15 protein-coding genes are annotated in these 20,276 nt (G+C 72.4%); 12 read left to right on the top strand and 3 right to left on the bottom strand.

The window, feature by feature from the left end; genetic code table 11:
- Positions 1-93: 93 nt before the first annotated feature.
- From rplU to STBA_RS25090, 6 genes are all read left to right on the top strand, one after another.
- Positions 94-414 carry a 50S ribosomal protein L21 gene (gene rplU, locus STBA_RS25065; RefSeq protein ID WP_077061399.1) on the top strand — a complete coding sequence of 107 codons (321 nt, stop codon included), beginning with the start codon at positions 94-96 and terminating at the stop codon, positions 412-414.
- A 14-nt stretch (positions 415-428) separates the two neighbouring features.
- Entirely contained in the window at positions 429-686 is a 258-nt protein-coding gene (rpmA, locus tag STBA_RS25070) for a 50S ribosomal protein L27 (RefSeq protein ID WP_077061400.1), read from the top strand.
- Positions 687-859: 173 nt separating this feature from the next.
- On the top strand, positions 860-2,302 hold the full coding sequence (obgE, locus tag STBA_RS25075) for a GTPase ObgE (RefSeq protein WP_077061401.1): 1,443 nt from the start codon (positions 860-862) through the stop codon (positions 2,300-2,302).
- Between the two features lie 166 nt (positions 2,303-2,468).
- Positions 2,469-3,980: a bifunctional cytidylyltransferase/SDR family oxidoreductase gene (locus STBA_RS25080; RefSeq protein WP_077061402.1), complete on the top strand. Its 1,512-nt coding sequence runs from the start codon at positions 2,469-2,471 to the stop codon at positions 3,978-3,980.
- Positions 3,977-6,073, top strand: a complete 2,097-nt coding sequence (locus STBA_RS25085) for a hypothetical protein (protein WP_077061403.1) — start codon at positions 3,977-3,979, stop codon at positions 6,071-6,073. The genes STBA_RS25080 and STBA_RS25085 overlap by 4 nt, the downstream gene beginning before the upstream one ends.
- 6 nt (positions 6,074-6,079) lie before the next feature.
- Complete coding sequence (locus tag STBA_RS25090) at positions 6,080-8,851, top strand: CDP-glycerol glycerophosphotransferase family protein (protein WP_366510877.1); 2,772 nt, start codon at positions 6,080-6,082, stop codon at positions 8,849-8,851.
- A gap of 49 nt (positions 8,852-8,900) precedes the next feature.
- Here the strand turns inward: STBA_RS25090 and STBA_RS25095 are convergent, their stop codons facing one another.
- On the bottom strand, positions 8,901-11,069 hold the full coding sequence (locus tag STBA_RS25095; protein ID WP_253194981.1) for a serine/threonine-protein kinase: 2,169 nt from the start codon (positions 11,067-11,069) through the stop codon (positions 8,901-8,903).
- Positions 11,070-11,155: 86 nt separating this feature from the next.
- Positions 11,156-12,241, bottom strand: coding sequence for an acyltransferase family protein (locus STBA_RS25100; protein ID WP_079252150.1), 1,086 nt, complete (start codon positions 12,239-12,241; stop codon positions 11,156-11,158).
- A 79-nt stretch (positions 12,242-12,320) separates the two neighbouring features.
- On the opposite strand from STBA_RS25100, the gene STBA_RS25105 reads away from it, so the two are divergent.
- Positions 12,321-12,965 carry an alpha/beta family hydrolase gene (locus tag STBA_RS25105; protein ID WP_077061405.1) on the top strand — a complete coding sequence of 215 codons (645 nt, stop codon included), beginning with the start codon at positions 12,321-12,323 and terminating at the stop codon, positions 12,963-12,965.
- 181 nt (positions 12,966-13,146) lie between these two features.
- Here the strand turns inward: STBA_RS25105 and STBA_RS25110 are convergent, their stop codons facing one another.
- Positions 13,147-15,252, bottom strand: coding sequence for a hypothetical protein (locus STBA_RS25110; RefSeq protein ID WP_077061406.1), 2,106 nt, complete (start codon positions 15,250-15,252; stop codon positions 13,147-13,149).
- A gap of 245 nt (positions 15,253-15,497) precedes the next feature.
- Here STBA_RS25110 and proB point away from each other — a divergent pair, with 245 nt between their 5' ends.
- From proB to STBA_RS25135, 5 genes are all read left to right on the top strand, one after another.
- Positions 15,498-16,736, top strand: coding sequence for a glutamate 5-kinase (gene proB / locus STBA_RS25115; RefSeq protein WP_290443907.1), 1,239 nt, complete (start codon positions 15,498-15,500; stop codon positions 16,734-16,736).
- Between the two features lie 192 nt (positions 16,737-16,928).
- Positions 16,929-17,318, top strand: a complete 390-nt coding sequence (locus tag STBA_RS25120) for a hypothetical protein (protein ID WP_253195276.1) — start codon at positions 16,929-16,931, stop codon at positions 17,316-17,318.
- Between the two features lie 29 nt (positions 17,319-17,347).
- A complete protein-coding gene (locus tag STBA_RS25125) occupies positions 17,348-18,646 on the top strand; it encodes a glutamate-5-semialdehyde dehydrogenase (RefSeq protein ID WP_077061408.1) in 1,299 nt (432 codons plus the stop codon).
- A gap of 49 nt (positions 18,647-18,695) precedes the next feature.
- Positions 18,696-19,328: a hypothetical protein gene (locus STBA_RS25130; protein ID WP_077061409.1), complete on the top strand. Its 633-nt coding sequence runs from the start codon at positions 18,696-18,698 to the stop codon at positions 19,326-19,328.
- 152 nt (positions 19,329-19,480) lie between these two features.
- On the top strand, positions 19,481-20,276 hold a 796-nt coding region (locus tag STBA_RS25135; protein WP_171987783.1), incomplete at its 3' end, for a hypothetical protein.

The following is a 20,276-nucleotide window of genomic DNA, read 5'->3' on the forward strand; positions in this document are numbered from 1 at the left end:
CGCACGCTCGTTTCCGCGTCCGTCCGGGAGAGGCCGGGTTTGCCGCCCGCTGCTGGCATCAGGGGTTCCGTATCGAGCGAGGGAGAGTTCCGCGTGTACGCGATCGTGCGCACCGGCGGCCGTCAGCAGAAGGTGTCTGTGGGCGACGTCATCGAGGTTGACCGGATGGCGAGCGAGGTGGGCGACACCGTCGAGCTCTCCGCCCTCCTCGTCGTCGACGGTGAGACCGTCACCAGCGACCCGTGGGTGCTGGCCGGAGTGAAGGTCCGGGCCGAGGTGACCGACCACCACAAGGGCGACAAGATCCGGATCCAGAAGTTCAAGAACAAGACCGGCTACCGTCGGCGGATGGGTCACCGTCAGCTGCACACCCAGCTGAAGATCACCGACATCCCCGCCCCGGCCTCGAAGTAAGGGACTGAGCACACATGGCACACAAGAAGGGCGCGTCCTCCACCCGGAACGGCCGTGACTCCAACCCGCAGTACCTCGGTGTGAAGCGCTTCGGCGGTCAGCTCGTGAGCGCCGGTGAGATCCTGGTCCGCCAGCGCGGCACCCACTTCCACCCCGGCAAGGGTGTCGGCCGCGGCAGCGACGACACGCTGTTCGCGCTCCAGGCGGGCGCCGTGCAGTTCGGCAAGCACCGTGACCGCAAGGTCGTGAACATCGTGCCGGCCGCGCGGTAACCGCAGCCGACCGACGCACACTCCGAGGGCGGACCGCCTTCCCACGCCGGGAAGCAGGTCCGCCCTCGCCCGTGTTTGTTCCTCAGACAGTTCGTCGTTCGTCGTTCGTCGCTAGTCGTTCCCAGATCGCCGGCTTTCGTTCCGGCCGATCGTTTGTGCTTGGAGGCACCGTCATGACCACCTTCGTCGATCGCGTCGAGCTGCATGCCGTCGCGGGGAACGGCGGCCACGGCTGTGCCTCGGTGCACCGCGAGAAGTTCAAGCCGCTCGGCGGGCCGGACGGCGGCGACGGCGGGCGCGGCGGGGACGTGATCCTCGTCGTCGACCGGGACGTCACGACGCTGCTCGAGTACCACCACAGGCCGCACCGCAAGGCGACCAACGGCAAGCCGGGCGGCGGCGGCAACCGCACCGGGGCGCACGGTCAGGACCTGCTGCTGCCGGTCCCGGACGGCACGGTCGTGCTGGACGGGAACGGTGAGGTGCTGGCGGACCTGGTCGGTGAGGGCACCAGATTCGTCGCGGGGCAGGGCGGCCGCGGCGGCCTGGGGAACGCGGCGCTCGCCTCGCCGCGGCGCAAGGCGCCGGGCTTCGCGCTGCTCGGCGAGCCGGGCGAGGAGCGGGACATCGTCCTGGAGCTGAAGACCGTCGCGGACGTGGCGCTCGTCGGCTACCCCTCGGCCGGGAAGTCCTCACTGATCTCGGTGCTCTCCGCGGCCAAGCCGAAGATCGCGGACTACCCCTTCACCACGCTGGTGCCCAACCTGGGCGTGGTCACCGCCGGGAGCACGGTGTACACGGTCGCGGACGTGCCGGGCCTGATCCCGGGCGCGAGCGAGGGCAAGGGCCTCGGCCTCGAATTCCTGCGGCACGTAGAGCGCTGCTCGGTGCTGGTGCACGTGCTCGACTGCGCGACGCTGGAATCGGAGCGCGACCCCCTGACGGACCTCGACGTGATCGAGGCGGAGCTGGCCCAGTACGGCGGTCTCGACGACCGGCCGCGCCTTGTCGTGCTCAACAAGACGGATATCCCGGAGGGGCAGGATCTCGCCGACATCGTGCGTCCCGATCTCGAAGCCCGAGGTCACCAGGTATTCGATGTCTCCGCGGTATCGCGCAAGGGCCTTGCCGATCTTTCCTATGCGCTGGGTGCGCTGGTCGCCGAGGCCCGCGCGGCAAAGCCGGCGGAGACGCCGACGCGCATTGTGATCCGGCCGAAGGCGGTAAATGAGGCGGGCTTCACCGTGACTCCGGAGGGCGAAGGCTTCTTCCGCGTGCGCGGCGAGAAGCCGGAGCGCTGGGTGCGTCAGACGGACTTCACCAACGAGGAGGCCGTCGGCTATCTCGCCGACCGGCTGAACCGGCTCGGTGTCGAGGACGAATTGATCAGAGCGGGCGCGCATGAGGGCGACGGCGTGATCATCGGCGGGGACGAGGACGCCGTGGTCTTCGACTGGGAGCCGTCGGTCAGCGGCGGCGCGGAGATGCTCGGCCGGCGTGGCGAGGATCACCGGTTGAACGTGGTGCGGCCGGCCGCCGCCCGCCGCCGGGACCGCGAGGCGCAGCGAAGGGACGCCGTTCAGCGGGAATTCGAGGAATTCGACCCATTTGACTGAAATAACGGGCATGGTGCGACTCGCGGGTGGCCTCGCTGGGTGATCCGGTGCTGTCACAAAGCGATAACGGCCGACAACGGTTCATCCGGCTTAGGGGTCAAGCTTCTACTGGGGTTAACCTTCTCCTCGCGTAGGCGACACTTCTTGATACCCGGCAGGAGCTTCCTTGACCATCCATCCAGACGGCCCGTCCCCACACACCACCGCAGTCGTGCTCGCCGGTGGAACGGGTCAGCGCGTGGGGCTTTCGATACCGAAGCAGCTGATCAAGGTCGCGGGCAAAGCCGTCATCGAGCACACGCTGGCCATCTTCGAGGAGGCCGAGGACATCGACGACGTCCTCGTCATGATGGCTCCCGGCTACGCGCGGGACGTGGAGAAGATCGTCGCCAAGGGCGGTCTGACCAAGGTCACCCGCGTCGTCGAGGGCGGGGCGACCCGTAACGAGACCACCCGGCGTGCCATCGAGGTGCTGGGCGAGGGCCTGGCCGAGGGGGAGGACCGCAACGTTCTCTTCCACGACGCCGTGCGCCCGCTGCTGTCCCGCCGGGTGATCAGCGACTGCGTGGCGGCGCTGGACCGTTACCGGGCCGTGGACGTCGCCATACCGTCCGCCGACACCATCATCGTCACGCGCACCCACGGGGAGGACGGCGAGTTCATCACCGACGTCCCGGACCGTTCGCGGCTGCGCCGCGGGCAGACCCCGCAGGCCTTCCGCCTCTCCACGATCCGCCGGGCCTACGAGATCGCCGCCGAGGACCCCAACTTCCAGGCCACGGACGACTGCTCCGTGGTGCTGAAGTACCTGCCCGACGTGCCGATCCACGTCGTTTCCGGCGACGAGTTCAACATGAAGGTCACGCAGCCGGTGGACGTGTTCATCGCCGACAAGCTCTTCCAGCTGGCCTCCACCGCCGCGCCCGCCCAGTCCGACGAGGACGCCTACCGCGAGCAGCTGACCGGCCGCACCGTCGTCGTCTTCGGCGGCTCCTACGGCATCGGCAAGGACATAGCCGACCTCGCGGAGCGCTACGGCGCGGCCGTCTACGCGCTGGGGCGCTCCACCACCGGCACCCACGTGGAGAACCCGGAGGACGTCTCCGACGCTTTGGAGCGGGCCTACGCCGAGACCGGCCGCATCGACTTCGTCGTCAACACCGCCGGGGTGCTGCGCATCGGGAAGCTCGCCGAGACCGACGACGCCGCCATCGAGGAGGCGCTGAAGGTCAACTACCTGGCGCCCGTGCGCATCGCCCGCGCCGCCCACAAGTACCTCGCGGAGAGCGGCGGTCAGCTGCTGCTGTACACCTCCAGCAGCTACACCAGGGGCCGCGCCGAGTACAGCCTGTACTCGTCGACGAAGGCCGCCATGGTGAACCTCACGCAGGCGCTCGCCGACGAGTGGGCCGGCGACGGCATCCGCGTCAACTGCGTCAACCCGGAGCGGACGGCCACGCCGATGCGGACCAAGGCGTTCGGCCAGGAGCCCGCCGGCACCCTGCTGTCCTCCGAGGCCGTCGCCCGCACCTCGCTCGACGTGCTCCTCTCGCCGATGACCGGGCACGTCATCGACGTCCGCCAGCAGGACCCGACCGCGGACGCCAGCCAGGCCGGCTCGTTCGAACGGGCCCTGGCCGCCGCCCTGGACGTGCAGGTCGACGGGGAGGTGGCATGACGGGCGGACTGCTGCGCAGGCTCGTCGGCGTCGCCTCGGGACCCGAGCTGACCGCCGCGTTGGTGCTGCTCACCGGCTACGCGGGGATGCTCGTGACCGCGCTGCTGCCGGCCACCGGCGCCTTCGCCGTTGCCGCGGTGCTCTCCTACGCGGGCGACCACTACCTGCACCGCAGGGGCAGCTACCTGCTGGTGCGCATGGGCAAGGCCAGGGTCGGCCTGACCGTGCGCTTCCTGGTGCGCCAGCTGCTGCTGGTCCTGCTGCTGGCCCGCACCGACTGGGCGGGCGAGACGGTCTTCTACGCGGCGATCGTCGGCTTCCTGGCGTGCTACGGCCTCCAGGCGCCGCACACGGCGCTGATCATGACGCTGCGCCGCAAGCGCCGCCTGCCGATCGCCACCCGCAACATCGACCTGTCCACGCTGCCGGTGCCGGACGGCCCGCCGCGCTGGCTGACGCACCGCGCCGTGGAGAAGGTGCTGCACACCGAGGTCCCGATGTTCGCCGGCCTCGTGCTCGCCGTGGCCGCGGACACCGCCGCCTTCGGCTACGCGGGGACCGCGGTGTCGGTGGGGCTTGTGCTGCTCTACCTGGTGGCGCTGCTGCCGTTCCTGCGCGCGAAGCGGCTGCCGCCGCCCAAGGAGCAGACGCTCGAATGGTTCGACGGCTGGCTGCGCACGCACCGGCCGACCGTCGCCCTGTACTTCTCCGGCTCCAAGGACTCCGCGTACCAGGTCAACATGTGGCTGGACACCATGGCGGGCCTCGACGCCCGGCCGCTGGTCATCCTGCGGGAACGGTCCATCCTGACGCGCCTGGCCACCACCACCGTGCCGGTGGTGTGCGTGCCGAGCGCGGTGGACCTGATGAACATGGACCTGTCGATGCTGCGCGTCGGGCTCTACCCGGCGAACGTCGGCAAGAACCTGCACCTGCTGCGCGTGCCCACCATGAAGCACGTGTTCATCGGCCACGGCGACAGCGACAAGATCGCCAGCATCAACCCGTACGCCAAGGCTTACGACGAGGTGTGGACCGCCGGCCGCGCCGGCCGCGACCGTTACGCGCTGGCGGACGTCGGGGTGCGGGACGAGGACATCGTGGAGGTCGGCCGCCCCCAGCTGGCCCCCATCACGCCGGCCACCGGCGTGCCCGCCGGCCGTATCCCGACGGTGCTGTACGCGCCGACGTGGGAGGGCTGGACCGACGAGCCGGGCAACACCTCGCTGCTCCTGGCCGGGGAGAACATCATCCGGCGGCTGCTGGCCGCCGAGCGGCCCGTTCGCGTGCTGTACAAGCCGCACCCGTTCACCGGCTCGCGCAATCCCGAGGCCGGCGCGGTGCACCAGCGGATCGTCGCGATGATGCAGCAGGCGGGCGCCGAGCGCGCCGCCGACCCGCGCTGGGCCGAGGCGGCCAAGGAGACCGCGGCCGAACGCGAACGCGCCCAGGCGCGCCTGCGGGCCATGGCCGAGCAGGGTGGGGCGGGCACGGTACTCGCCGCGGCCTGGGACGACGCGTCCGTGTCCCGGGACGCCATGACGCCCGCCGACCAGGCGGCCGGTGAGGAGCGCCGCCGCGCGGAGTGGAACGAGGCGTACTGGAGCGCGCGCGGCTGGTGGGAGCACCGCGTCATCACCGGCCCCGAGCCGCTGCTGTTCGACTGCTTCAACGAGTCGGACGCCCTCGTCTCCGACATCTCCAGCGTCGTGTCGGACTTCATCGCCAGCGGCAAGCCGTACGCCGTGACCGACTCGGCCGCCCTGGGCGCCGAGGAGTTCCGGCGGCAGAACACCGCCGTGCGCGCGGCCGTCATCCTCGACAACGACGCGGCCGGGCTCGACGAGCTGCTCCAGGCGGTGCACGCCCCCGACACCGACCCGCTCACCGCGGCCCGCGGTGAGCTGAAGCACTACCTGCTCGGCCCCGACGAGCCGACCTCGCTGTCGCGCTTCGACAGCGCCGTGCGCGTCCTCGCGGAGCGCGCCGAGGCCCGCAACGCCGCTCAGGGCATTGTCGAGACGGCCGCCGCGGCGGCCGTGCCGGCCGCGGCCGACGCGCCCCTACGACCCGTACCAGCACAGGAAGGCTGAGCCCCCGTGCCTCCCAAGAAGCCAGTCAAGAAGCCCGAGGACATGCTGCCCGCGGAGCTGCGGCGGTCCATGCACTGGCTGCCCGAGTCCTCGGCCGAGGAGCGCGAGACGTTCTTCGACGAGGCCGGCGCGTTCCTCGCGGGCGCCGACCAGAAGAAGCTGCGCAAGCTGCCCCCGCTCATGCGCATCAAGTGGCAGCTGGCGCGCGAACGGCGGCTCGACGACCTGCTGACGGTCCTCGCCCACGAACGGGAGTACCGCGCCTCGTCGTTCGTCGTCGCGGGCCGGCTCAGGCCGCGCGTCGAGGTGCCGGGGCTCGACAGCGGCTCGCTGCCCGCCGAGGTGGTCCGCATCCAGCCGGGCGAGCTGCCGGTGCGCGCCAAGGCCACCGAGGTGCTGTGGCGCGAGGGCAGGCTGGTCGTGCGCGGCTACGCGTTCGTGCAGAACGTGCCCGCGGACAGCAAGGCGCTGATGCCGCGCTTCGCGTGGCTGCGGCAGCAGGGCGCCAGGCGGCGCGTTCCGGTGCGTGTCAAGCAGCGCCAAGAGCTGCGCGCCACGCGCGACTCCGGGCAGGCGCTGCACGCCTACGACGAATCGGGCTTCGACATCGTCATCGACCCGAAGAAGCTGCGCACCGGCGGGCGCTGGCAGCCGGGCGTCTGGCAGCTGACGCTCGCGCTGCCCTCGCCCGGCGTCGTGCGCACCGGCTCGGTTGACCGTACCGACATCGGCAGCGCCGGGCACTCCCAGGCGCGTGAACTCGCCGATGGCGTAAGGCTGGTGGCCGGGTTCTCCGAGGAGAGGATGCAGCTCACCGTCGAGACGCCGGCCGCCGAGGTGGCGTCCCACGAGGCGGCGGGCGACGCGCTGCGGCTGAACGTCCACGTGCCGGACACCCCGGCCGGGCAGCGGCCCGTGCGGCTGCTGCTGGAGCACAAGGGCGGCGAGTTCAAGCGGGCCTACGACGTCGAGGAGACGCCGGGCGGCGGCTGCGCCGCCGATATCCCGCTGGCCGACCTTTCGGTGGCCGAGTCGTCCGCGGCGCCGACCCAGGACTTCGTCACCACGCTGGAGTTCCCCGGCGGCGACACGCGCAGGGCGACCGTGCGCGCCGGGTTCCTGCCCGGCCAGTACCTGGTGCCCGACGGCCGCGAGATCGCGGTGACCACCGACGGACCAGGACTGCTCAAGCTGCACGACCGGGCGCGGCAGGCCGTCGTCGACGACATGAGCTGGACGCCCGAGGGCGAACTGGTCCTGCGCGGCGGCTTCACCGGGCCGTCCGAAGGGCTCGAACTGGTGCTGCGGCACGGCAAGTACTTCGAGGAGAAGTCCCTGCCGTTCGAGTCGGCCGACGGCCGGTTCACCGTGCGCGTCCGCCCCGACCGCATGGAGTCCTACGACGGCGAGCAGTCGCTGCGCGAGGGCCGCTGGTACCTGTCGTTCCGCGAGGAGGGCGAGGCGGACCGCAAGAACGACGTGCCGGTCAAGCTGCGCGGCGACCTCGTCGACTCGCTCCCGCTCCAGCACCGCGGCGCCGCGCGGACGTACACCGTCGAACGGCGCTTCTTCGACCGCATCTTCCTCGCCGCCGGCTCCCCGCTGCGCGAGGAGGACCGCGGCAAGTACCGGCAGCGGCGGCTGCGCGCGCAGTACGTACGCGACCGGGAGAAGCCGCTGCGCAACGCGGTGTTCTACAACTGCTACCACGGCCGCCAGTTCTCCGACTCGCCGCGCGCGATCTACGAGGAGCTGGTGCGGCGCGGCGCGGACGTGGAGCACATCTGGGGCACGAACGACCAGCAGGCCGTCGTGCCGCCCGGGATGCGCACCGTGGAGTGGAAGAGCGCCGAATGGCACGAGGCGCTGGCCCGCAGCCGCTACCTCGTCACCAACGTGATGATCTCCTCGTGGATCAAGCGGCGCGAGGACCAGCTGTTCGTCCAGACGTGGCACGGCACGCCGCTGAAGAAGATGGGCGCCGACCTGCTCGGCACCTCCAAGGCCAACCCGGCGTACATCGCGACGCTGCCCGGCCGCTTCGAGCAGTTCACGTACCTGACCTCGCCGAACGCGTTCACCACGCCGATCATGCGCAGCGCGTTCGGCTTCCCGAACGAGATCCTGGAGACCGGCTACCCGCGCAACGACGTCTTCTACCGGGAGGACAGGGAAGAGATCGCGGCGCGCGTCCGCAAGACGCTGCGGCTGCCCGAGGGCAAGAAGGTGCTGCTGTACACGCCGACCTGGCGGGACGACCAGCGCTTCGGCACGGGCAAGAAGTTCAAGCTCGATCTTCAGCTCGACCTGGAGGAGTTCGAGCGGCGGCTCGGCGACGAGTACGTGCTGCTGTTCCGCAAGCACCCCAAGATGCTGAACAACATCACGGGCGCCAGGGACGGGTTCGTGCGGGACGTGGCGGCGTACGCGGAGATCTCGGACCTCTACCTGATCTCGGACGTGCTGATCACGGACTACTCCTCGTCGATGTTCGACTTCGCGCACACCGGCCGGCCCATGGTGTTCTTCACCTACGACCTGGAGCACTACCGGGACACGCTGCGCGGTTTCTACTTCGACTTCACCGGCACCGCGCCGGGACCGCTGGTCAAGACGACGCCGGAGCTGGTGGACGCCATCCGCGGTCTGGACGCCGTGGAGAAGGAGTACGCCGACCGGTACGCGGCGTTCACGGAGAAGTTCTGCACGCCCGCGGACGGGCGGGCCACCGCGCAGGTGGTCGACCGCATGCTGGAGTGGGGAAAGCAGCAGGGCTGAGGCCGCGGGCCGCCGCGGCCGGGCCACCGGGCCCGGCCGCGGACGGTCCTCACGGGCCCCGGCCGTCGGCGGCCTCGATCGCGAACACGCCGAGCTCGTTGGTCACGTACACGAGGCCGTCCGCAACGGCGGGGGCGCCGCTGGTCGCGGTGCGTCCCACCTGGGCGCCGGTGGGGTAGCGCCACCGCTGTTCGCCGGAGGAGGCGTCGAGGGCGTACACCGGGCCCTCGTCGTCCTCCAGGCCGGCGACGAACACCATGCCGTCGGCGATGACGGGGACGCTGCCCGCCAGGCCGCCCGCGTCGTCGGAGGTCCATTTCCGTTCGCCGGTCTCCGCGTCGAAGGCGTGCGCCAGATGCGAGCTGCCCCCGACGTAGACCGTTCCGTCCGCCACCGCGGGCGGTGACGGGCCCCACAGCCCTTCCTCCTCATCGAGCGGCGCGGACCACTTCTCGTCGCCGCCGGCCGCGTCAAGCGCCTGCACGGTGTCGCTGCCCCGCACCACGTAGAGCACGCCGTCGGCGTGGGCGGGCCGTGACATGCGGGTGCCGGACACGATCCACCGCACGGCGCCGGTGACGGCGTCCACGGCGTACAACAGGCCGTCACGGCTGCTGAAGGACGCCGTGCCCGCGGCCACCGTGAGCGTGTGATCGATCCATTCCTCCGCGGTGAAGTGCCACTTCTCCTCGCCCGTCGCCGCGTCGATGCCGAACAGCGCCTCGTTGGCGGCCAGCCAGACCATCTCCTCGCCCGCGACGACCTCGGCGCTGCCCTCCTTGCCCGAGGAGAACACCCACTTCTCGGTGCCGCCCTCCAACGCGAAGAGCCGCCCGTCCGCGCAGGCGACGTACACGACCGCGCCGAACACGGCCAACGAGAGGCTGCCCGGCGTCTCCCGTTCCCACCTGCTGACGCCGTTCTCCGGGCCGATGGCGTGCGTCGTGCCGTCGCCGGCGGCGTAGAGCACACCGTCGGAGACCACGGGCGCATTGGGGAGGATCGCGGCGAGCTCGAAGACCCAGGCGCGGGAGGCCGGCGCCGAGGGCCGGTCGTCCAGGACCTCGGGCGGGGCGGGGTCGCCGGCCCCGTCGGCGTCGGCGTCGGCGGCCGGCGGGGTGTCCTTCCCGTCGCCCTGCGAGAGCAGTACCGCGGCGGTGCCGGTGGCCGCCAGGACGGCCGCGCCGATGCCCAGGCTCAGCACCCGGCGCCGGGTCGGGGACGGTTCTGCGGGTGCGGGGAACGGGCCCACGGACGGTCGATGGCCGGGCCGGGGCGGCGGCGCCGTCGCGGTGGGCAGCGCGTGCGGGGCGGCCGGGCCGCCCGGCGCGCCCTCGGTGGGCAGCGGAGCGGGTGGCGCCGGGGCCGTCGGGGCGACCGGCGGCTCCTCGCCCAGGCGCCGCAGCTCGTCGTGGACCTCGGTGGCCGAGGCCGGCCGGTCGGCCGGGTCCTTGGCGAGCAGCCGCAGCACCAGGGCGTCGAGCGCCGCGGGTACCCCGTCGCGCCGCGTGCCGGGCCCGGTCGGCGTCCGGTACAGGTGGGCGGTCATCATCGACACCGGCTCGGTCGCCTCGAACGGCGTGTGCCCGGTCAGCAGTTCGTTGAGCACGCAGCCGAGTGCGTACAGGTCGGAGCGGGCATCGCCCGGCTGCTCGGCGAACCGTTCCGGTGGCATGTAGGCGAGCGTGCCCATGACCTGGCTGGACTTGTTCGTGGCCGCCACGAAACGGGCGATCCCGAAGTCGAGGACTTTGATCTCGCCGCCCGCGGTGCGCATCAGATTGCCCGGCTTGAGGTCGCGGTGCACGACGCCCGCCCCGTGCGCCGCGGCCAGGGCGGCGGCGGTCTGCGCGGCCCAGTCGAGCGCGGTGGGCACCGGCGGCGGCCCGTCCTCGTGCAGCAGCGCGGCCAGGTCCCGGCCGTCCACGAACTCCATGACGAGGAACAGCGTCGCGTCGTCCGGGTCCTGGCCCATGTCGTACACGGTGACCACCCCGCGGTGGCTCAGCCCGCCGGCGACGCGCGCCTCGCGGAAGAACCGTTCCGTGCTCGCCTCGTCCTGGTGGTGCGGCAGCATCTTGACCGCGACCCGGCGTCTGATCACCCGGTCCAGGCCCTCCCAGACCTCCCCCATGCCGCCCCGGCCGACGAATCGCACCAGTTCATACCGGCCCGCAAGCACACGCACCGTCTCGTTCCCCCAACTCACTTCGGGCACCGCACTATGAGAACGAGATTCATTCAACCGCAGCCCCCGAGAAGCCCGTCGCCCCCCGCTGCCCGCCCGCGGGAACGGCCGCGGAACTACCGGTCGTCCGCGCGGTGCCCGGCGGGGCGGCGGCGGAAGAACCAGGCGAGTTTCGGCTCCATCAGCGGCCGGAAGATCCGCTGGACCAGCGGCGTGCACAGCAGCGTGACGCCGGCCGCCGCGACCACCGTCGTGATGGGCAGGAAGGTCGACATCTCCTGGAGCACTTCGGCGTCGTACCAGCCCTTCTCGCGGGCGCCGGCCACGAAGAAGCCGTGCAGCAGGTAGCCGTAGAGGGTGCCGGCGCCGAGCACGGAGAACCAGGTGGTGCGGCCCGGCACCAGGGCGAAGAAGCAGGCGGTCAGCACCACCGCGCACGCGAACAGCAGCAGCGTCATCGCGAAGCCCGCCCACCAGGGCTGGCCGAACTCCTGCGCGGTGTCGCGGTGGTAGAACCACTGGTACTCCATGCGCGGCTCCGCCCAGTAGGCGACGAGAAGCGCGACCGCGAAGACCGGCAGCGCCAGCAGCCGCACCACGCCCCGGCGCACGAACGCGAAGTGCTCCTGCTTGAGGCACAGCCCGAGCACGAAGAACGGCAGGAACTGGAGCACGCGCTGCATCTGGAGGTCGCCGCCGAGCGTCGGCGAGGCGGTGGCGGCGCCCGCGATGGCCAGGGCCAGCGGCAGCGGCCAGCGCACCGCCTGCCACACCGGAACGGTGAGCCGCCATATGAACAGCGCCAGCAGGAACCACATCAGCCACTTGGGCTCGAACAGCGGAATGTAGGTGCTGGTGTCCTCGGCCAGCCACCGCATGTAGAACGTGTAGGCCAGCTGGAAGACGACGTAGGGCACCGCGACGCCGGTGATCAGCCGGGCCACGCGGCGCGGACTGCCGTCGAAGCTTCTGGAGAAGTAGCCGGCGATGACGATGAACGCCGGCATGTGAAAGGCGTACACGGCCATGTACAGCGCGGTGACGGTGCGCGAGTCGCCGCGCATCGGTTCCCAGGCGTGCGCGACCGCGACCAGCACGATCGCCAGGAATTTGGCGTTGTCGAAGAACGCGTCGCGCTGCTTCGGAGCCGCGGCGTCGCCCGGCTGCCGGGGAATCTGCGCTGTCGCACGTGCACTGCTCATCACTCCCGCACCTTAACGGGAGGTGACGCCGGGGTGTCCCGTGGGGGAGCGGCGGCCGTGCGGGCGCAGACTTGGGCGCATGAGCCGCACTGTGGACACCCCCGTCGGTCAGGCCCGCATCACCTGGCACGCGGCCGCGGACGCGCGCGCCGTCCTCGCCCTCGGCCACGGCGCGGGCGGCGGCATCGAGGCGCCGGACCTGCGGGCGCTGGCCGACGCCCTGCCCGCGTTCGGCGTCACCGTCGCTCTGGTCGAGCAGCCCTGGCGGGTGGCGGGCAAGAAGGTCGCCCCGGCCCCGCGGACCCTGGACATCGCCTGGACCGCGCTGTGGCCCGCCCTGACGCGGCCGGGCCTGCCGGTCGTCGCGGGCGGGCGCAGCGCGGGCGCCCGGGTCGCCTGCCGTACGGCGCTTGGAATCGGCGCGCGCGCCGTGCTGGCGTTGTCGTTCCCGCTGCATCCGCCGGGGAAGCCGGAACGGTCCAGGGCCGGCGAGCTGACCGGCGCGGGCGTTCCGGTGCTGGTGGTGCAGGGCGGCCGGGACCCGTTCGGCAGGCCCGCCGAGTTCCCGGCCGGCACCGAGATCATCGAAGTGCCCGACGCCGATCACGGGTTCGCCGTGCCGAAACGGGCGGGAGTGTCCCAGCAGGAGGCGCTCGCGGCGGCCGTCGCCCGCATCGCCGGATGGCTGGAACCACGGCCGGGCGGAGTCCTGACGGAAGGCTAGTTCCGCGCCGGGACCCTAGGTCCTGTCCGGCCGCTCTTGCCGGGCCCGCGACGCCAGCTACGGCACCTCGCTGCGTTACCGAATCGCGCGAATACGGACAGGTATGAGCTGCGATCCGGCGCCTTGCGATGCACCGCATCTGACGCCGCGGGCTTATCCGACAAGATCGACAGGACAGGACCTAGCGGGACGCGGTGTGGCCGGTCGATCGCGGTATCGGCAGCTCCGTCCCGCCGCCCGCGAGGCGCGCCTGCCGCGCCCTGCGGGCGTCCGCGGCGGCGCACAGGGCGTGCACCGCCTGCTGGAACCGCACCTGCGAGGGCGGCTGGGACGGCCCGAGCAGGTACTCCTTCAGCCTCGTCCGCTCCGCCGCGAACGCGTCGCGGGCCGGGTCGAGCACGCCGTCGAGCAGCGCGGGGATGCCGTGCGCGTCGGGGCCGAGGACCGTGGCCGCGCGGGTCGTCGGGTTCGCGGCGTGGAAGTCCGCCTCGCTCAGACCGCTGGTGTTGACCACCGCGTACGGCTTGGTGCTGGCCAGGTAGTCCGCGACGACGCTGGAGACGTCGGAGATCAGCAGGTCCGCCTGGTTGAAGCAGCTGTAGATGTCCGGCCGGGAACCGGTGAGGATCAGGTGCGCACGCGCGGGCTGCGCGGCCCAGAACGCGGTCCGCCACGCCTCGGTCGCCGCCGCCACCGCCTCGGCCCGGCCGGGCGGCGGCGCGGTCTGCCGGATCATGCGCTCCACCTCGTCCGCGCCCGGCCGGAACGCGCGCGCCGTCAGCTCGTTCAGCTCCGCGGTCCGGCGCGCCAGCTCGGCCGCGAGCGGCGCGCGCGCCGCCCGCGGGGGCGTGCCGCGCGTGCCGCGCCCCGTGGGCACGGTCACCGCGCCCCGCTCGGCGTCCGCCGGGCGGCGGGGCGTCGCGTTCGCCCGCGCGATGAGCGTGCGGATGCGCGCGTCGGCCTCGCCGGCGCGGGGGTTGACGGTGCCCGTCATCGGGTGCGGCTTGTACAGCAGCCGGACCCGGGGATCGGCGAGCAGGGCCCGCACGATGTTCTCGCCGGCCAGCAGCACCGAGGTGTTGCCCGGCGCGTCCGTCCAGCCCTCCCACGTCGGCGCGTACAGCACGCTCACAGGACCCGCCGGGTCCGGCGGCCCGGCGTACGGCCGGATCGGCGCCAGCTGCGGCCGCCCGACCTCGACCACGTCCCGGTCGTCGACGCCGACGTCGGCCAGCGCGTACCGCTTGCGCGCGGCGGGCCCGGCGACCCACACCTGGTCGTACACCTTGGCGTAGGGATTGCAGCTGGACAGCTTGTCGCTCTCGCCGTGGTTGGTGAAGGCGTGCTTGATGGACGGAACGCGCAGGATCTGCGAGGTCTTCGGCGCGTTGGCGGGGTGCAGCAGCATTTTCAGCGAGGACTGTTCGAGCAGCATCAGGTGCGCGACGCGGGGCAGGCACACGATCGGCACGTCGGTGGCGGCGATCTGCTGCACCATGCCGCGTTCGCGCAGCACCACCACCGTGTTCCCGTCGAGGGCGGCCAGCGTGGAGAGCCACATGTTCGCCTGGTAGGCGGTGCCGTTCCCGCCGGAGAAGTAGATGCCGACCTCGGGCCGGTACTCCGCCAGCCAGCCGCGGAACCAGGCGAGCATGCGCTGCTCGTCCGGCGGCCGCTTCCCCGGCAGGAGCCACGTCGCCAGGTACGCGGCCGAGCCCGCGAACAGCGCGAGGGACACCCCGACGCCGAGCAGCCCCCACCCGGCGCTGTCGGTCAGCACGGTGGCCATCAGCCCGGTGGTGCCCGGCACCGCGAACAGCGGCATCCGGCGGCCCGGCCTGATCAGCGGCCGCGGCGGGGCGGGGGACAGGCGCAGGGCGCTGGTGTCGATGTTGCGGGTGACGATCGGCAGCGTGCGGGTCCTGCGGACCACGACGCCGAGCGCGCGGCAGGCGAAGTGCGCCGCGTAGCAGGCGAGGAGGCCGCCGACGAGCACCAGCCGCGGCACGGTGTCGATCCCCGAGAGGTGCGCGAGACCGATCACGATCAGCAGGTCCCGCAGCAGTTGTCTGACCGCCTCGTCACCGTGCAGCCGGGTCATGACGGTGAGGAGGCCGGGCTGCCAGTGGCGCAGGCTGAGGTCGAGCGCGAGGCCGCCGGCCGTGGCGGCGCACAGCAGCGGCCCGTTCGGCAGCAGGGCGCCGATGAACTGGAGGATGAAGAGGCACAGCAGGGCGGCGAGCGCGAACCATGGCGCGCCGCGGCGGGGCGACGGTCCTGCGGGCACAGTGAGGCTCCGGTTGAGGGTGGTGATCTTCTGGGGATGTATCACCCGGCATACGGATATGTGCTTGCTCGATACCGAGCGTAGGCCGGGGCGGCGGGCGCGGCAATTCGCCGCGGGCGCCGGGGGAGAGGGGTGCGGGGCGCTCAGCGGGCGCTTATATGAGCGCGCGGTCGTTCACGCGGGTGGCATACATTACGGACGGCAGTCCGGTAGCGCCGGGAACGAACGAACGCAGGGGTAGCCCAGTGAGCGACGCGAGCGCGGCCGCCGGGCCGCAGGGGGCGGGACGGTCGGAGCGGTCGCCGCGGGTGCGGAGAAGCGAGCCGGACGGTGCCGCGAGCGACGCAAGCGCGGCCGCCGGGCCGCAGGGGGCGGGACGGCGGGAGGTTGCCGAGGCTCGCAGGGTCGTCGTCAAGATCGGTTCATCCTCGCTGACCACCGCGGCCGGCGGGCTGGACGCCGACCGGGTGGACGCACTCGTCGATGTGCTGGTGAAACAGGACGGGAGGCAGATCGTACTGGTTTCTTCCGGTGCGATCGCGGCAGGTCTCGCCCCGCTGGGTCTCTCGCGCCGCCCCGCGGACCTGGCGCGGCAGCAGGCCGCGGCCAGCGTCGGGCAGGGGCTGCTGCTCGCCCGCTACACCGCCTCGTTCGCGCGCTACGGCCGCCGCGTCGGGCAGGTCCTGCTGACGTCGGACGACACCAGCCGCCGCGCGCACTACCGCAACGCCTACCGCACGCTTGACCAGCTGTTCGCCATGGGCGTGTTCCCGGTGGTCAACGAGAACGACACGGTGGCCACCGACGAGATCAGGTTCGGCGACAACGACCGGCTGGCGGCCCTGGTGGCGCACCTGGTGCGCGCCGATCTGCTGGTGCTGCTCTCCGACGTGGACGGGCTGTACGACGGCGACCCGTCCCGGCCGGGAACGCGGCGGATCGCGGAGGTCGCGGGGCCGCAGGACCTGGCCGGTGTGGAGCTGGGCCGGGCGGGGCGCGCGGGCGTCGGCACGGGCGGTATGGCCACCAAGGTGGAGGCCGCCGCGATCGCCACGGGCGCGGGCATCCCCGTGGTGCTGGCGTCCGCGAGCCAGGCTGCGGACGCCCTGTCGGGCGCGCCCACCGGCACGTTCTTCCGCTCCACCGGGCGCCGTTCGGCGGGCCGTCTGCTGTGGCTGGCGCACGCCTCCGCGCCGCGCGGGGCGGTCGTGCTGGACGCGGGTGCGGTGCGGGCGATCACGGAGCGCGGGAGTTCGCTGCTGCCCGCGGGGATCACCGGCGTCGAGGGCGATTTCGCCGCGGGGGAGCCGATCGAGCTGCGCGACGAGTCGGGCCGGGCCGTCGCCCGCGGCCTGGTCAACTTCGACGCGAAGGAGATCCCGCAGCTGATCGGGCGTTCCACTCGCGAACTCGCTCGCGAACTCGGCCCGGCATACGAAAGAGAAGTCGTACATCGCGATGACCTGGTTCTGTTGCGGGCATAACTCCCTCGGTGGGGGCGCGTACCCGTGCGGGCGGCCGGTCCGGTGCCGGATCTGTGAAAGACCAGTCTTTCCACGGAAGGTTCCGGGAAAGGGCCACGTCCGGGCACGCGAGCTGGTCCACTCTTGCGTGGTGCCGCGCCGCGCCGCACCGCACCACTTCAGCACCATGTCAGGAGGCTGCCGGTGAGACGACTGGCCAGCGTCGGGGAAGCACAGCGACGGGAGGGGGCAGGGGCCGATGTGCCGCGGCTGTGGCACATCACGCTCAGCGTCGCGGGGCAGGAGGCGCCGCTGCCGGATGTCCGGCGCGGCCTTGAGCGCCTCGCCGACGACCACCCCTTCCTGCTGACCAGCCGCTACGCGAGCGACCACGCCGAGATCCGGTACTGGGAGGAGGCCCGGGACCTCCACGACGCCGCCGCCGTCGCGCTGCGGCTGTGGGGCGAGCACCGGCGCACGGCGAAACTGCCGCCGTGGGAGATCGTCGGTCTTGAGGTCATCGGCCGGGAGACGTACCACCAGCGCGTCGCCGAGGGCTACGGTCCGCCGCCGGCCGTTCCGGTGGGCGTGCACCCGTTCTGAAGCGCCCCGGCTGCGGCTAGGCTTCCGGCATGAGTGACACCGCGGATTCGAACGGTACCTCTCCCGTCATCGCCACCGCCCGCCGCGCCAGGGCGGCCGCGGCCGCCCTGGCCCCGCTGCCGCGCACAGCGCGGGATGCCGCGCTTGAGGCGGTCGCCGGGGCGCTCACCGACCGCGCGGCCGAGATCGTCGAGGCCAACGCGGAGGACATCGCGCGGGCGCGCGCCGCCGGTACCTCGGACGCGATCGTGGACCGGCTCACGCTGACGCCGCAGCGGATCGCCGCCATCGCGGCGGACGTGCGCGACGTCGTCGCCCTGCCGGACCCGGTCGGGGAGGTCGTGCGCGGCTCGACCCTGCCGAACGGTCTGGAGCTGCGGCAGGTCCGCGTGCCGCTCGGTGTCGTCGGGATCATCTACGAGGCCAGGCCCAACGTGACGGTCGACGCGGCCGCGCTGTGCCTGAAGTCGGGGAACGCGGTGCTGCTGCGCGGTTCGTCGTCCGCGTACTCCTCCAACGAGGCGCTGGCCGGCGTGCTGCGGGACGCGGTGGAGTCGGCGGGACTGCCCGCGGACGCCGTGCAGTTGGTGCCGGGCGAGAGCCGGGAGTCGGTGCACGAGCTGATGCGGGCCCGGGGTCTGGTGGACGTGCTGATTCCGCGCGGCGGCGCCTCGTTGATCCAGACCGTGGTGCGTGAGTCGACCGTGCCGGTGATCGAGACCGGCGTGGGCAACTGCCACGTGTACATCGACGAGCTGGCCGACCTGGACATGGCCGTGGACATCCTGGTCAACTCCAAGGCCCAGCGGCCCAGCGTGTGCAACGCGGCGGAGACGGTCCTCGTGCACGCGGGGATCGCCGACCGCTTCCTGCCCAGGGCGCTGGCCGCGCTCGGCGAGGCGGGCGTGACGGTGCACGGCGACGAGGCGTGGCAGAAGGCGGGCCAGGACGCGGGCCGGGGCGCGGGCGCCGAGGTCGTGCCCGCCACCGACGCGGACTGGGAGACGGAGTACCTCAGCTACGACATCGCCGCCGCGGTCGTGCCCTCGCTCGACGCGGCCGTGACGCACATCCGCCGCTGGACCTCGGGCCATACGGAGGCGATCGTCACGCGCGACACGGCCGCGGCCCGGCGCTTCGTGTCGCTGATGGACTCCGCGGCGGTCATGGTCAACGCGTCGACCCGCTTCACCGACGGCGGGCAGTTCGGCTTCGGCGCCGAAATCGGGATCTCGACGCAGAAGCTGCATGCCCGCGGCCCGATGGGGCTGCCGGAGCTCACCTCGACCACGTACGTGGTGACGGGAGACGGTCACACCCGGGAGTGAATTTCGGACTGCCCTCCCGTTACGGGCACATTCCTTCTAGGCTGGATGTGTGCCGGACGACGTGGGGGGCCCGCCGTTTCGCGACGGCGACGGGCCCGACAGCGCAGACCGCGGGGCAGCCGACGAGGCGTTCGCCGCCGTGGTCCTCGATGACGACTTCGTCGAGGCCGCGAAAATACACGAGCCGACCGCGGCCGAGCGGATTCTCTACGCGGCGATGGAGCGCGCCGAGGCGGAGGCCGCCTCGGAGCTGGGCTTCTACCGGGACCCCGACCTCGACCCGGGCACGTCGGACGGGCTGCCGGGGTTCGACGGCGAGGAAGACCCGGACGACGAGGGGCGGTTCGACCGTTCCGACTACACGCGGTATCTGCCCGACGAGGACGACGAGGACGATCTGGCGTACGGCACCTGCGCCGGGCACGGACGGCACGGGGGCGGGCCCGGCCGCGGCGAGGGGATACGCGGGCCGCGCGGGCGCGAGGTGCTGCCGCCGGCCTGGCGTCCGGCCCGCTGGCAGCGGCCCGTTGCGTGTGTGCTGGCCATGGTCATGGGCATCAGTGTCATCGCCTTCGCCCTCATAGCCGTCCAGCGCGCGGGTCAGGCGCAGACCAGGGACACCGAGCGCGACGAAGGGGAACAGACGGTCGTCGACGCCGAATACCCCGACGCCGGGTCCTGAACGGCTCCTGAGCCGGGTCCTGAACGGCGCGTTCGCGCGCGGTCCGCGCGCGGCCCGTACGCCGGTGCCCGCGGCACGTGCGCGCGGCCGGTCGTCAAATTCCGCGGCCACGAGGGCTTCTTACCTCCCGGCGGGCGACCTACGCTTGAAGCGTGGCCGGGCGAACTGATCCTCCGGACGGCACCCCCGGGGGTGCCCCGGGAGCCGGGGACGGAGACTACCCATCGACCGTCTTCGACGAGTCGTTCGTCAAGGCTGCCCGATTGCAGGAGTATTCGGCCCAGCAGCGGCTGGAGGACCACACCACCGCGGTGCGCAGCCGCACCCCCGAGCCCGTCCCCGGCAGCGGCCGGGTGGTGCCGAAGCAGGGCATCGTGCTGGCCCTGATCATCCTGATGGCCTTCGCCGCCGCGATCTACCTCGGCGCCAACAACCCGTACGCCGCGCGTCCCGTCGTGCCGGCCGACCGCCCCGCCGCGGCGATGGTGGCGCTGGCCCCCGAGGGCGAAGTGCCCGCCGTCGCCGATCCGGCGCACCTGTACGTGGGCACTCCGGCGGAGGGTTTCGGTGCCGGGGCCGGCGGCGTCGGGCTGCCCGACCCGCGGCCCACGGACAACTTTTCGCAGGAGCAGGTCCTGACCGCCCTGACGCTGGCCAAGGAGTACGTGGTGGCCAGTGCGATGACGCCCGACGTGCTGGCCGGGACGACGACCGTGCCGGTGCGCGATCTGCTCGGCGCCGAGCAGCAGGAGCAGTTCGACAGCGCGCTGAACGACCGGGAGCCGGTGCCGGGCGGCATCACGGACTGGCTGGTGCTCTTCGACGCGGCCGAGGCGGTGCTGGTCGACCACCAGGTGCGGGTGGACGGCGCGTTCACGTTCACGGAGATCTCCGAGGACGTGCTCCAGGTCGACGGCCGGCACGTCTTCGTCTACGCGCTGCGCCCGG

This window comes from Streptomyces sp. MP131-18 (genome assembly GCF_001984575.1).
GTDB lineage: Bacteria > Actinomycetota > Actinomycetes > Streptomycetales > Streptomycetaceae > Streptomyces > Streptomyces johnsoniae.

Coding starts and splice junctions, on each gene's coding strand:
- rpmA (WP_077061400.1), top strand. CDS start 429: ATGGCACACAAGAAGGGCGCGTCCTCCACCCGGAACGGCCGTGACTCC.
- obgE (WP_077061401.1), top strand. CDS start 860: ATGACCACCTTCGTCGATCGCGTCGAGCTGCATGCCGTCGCGGGGAAC.
- STBA_RS25085 (WP_077061403.1), top strand. CDS start 3,977: ATGACGGGCGGACTGCTGCGCAGGCTCGTCGGCGTCGCCTCGGGACCC.
- STBA_RS25100 (WP_079252150.1), bottom strand. CDS start 12,241: ATGAGCAGTGCACGTGCGACAGCGCAGATTCCCCGGCAGCCGGGCGAC.
- STBA_RS25105 (WP_077061405.1), top strand. CDS start 12,321: ATGAGCCGCACTGTGGACACCCCCGTCGGTCAGGCCCGCATCACCTGG.
- STBA_RS25125 (WP_077061408.1), top strand. CDS start 17,348: ATGAGTGACACCGCGGATTCGAACGGTACCTCTCCCGTCATCGCCACC.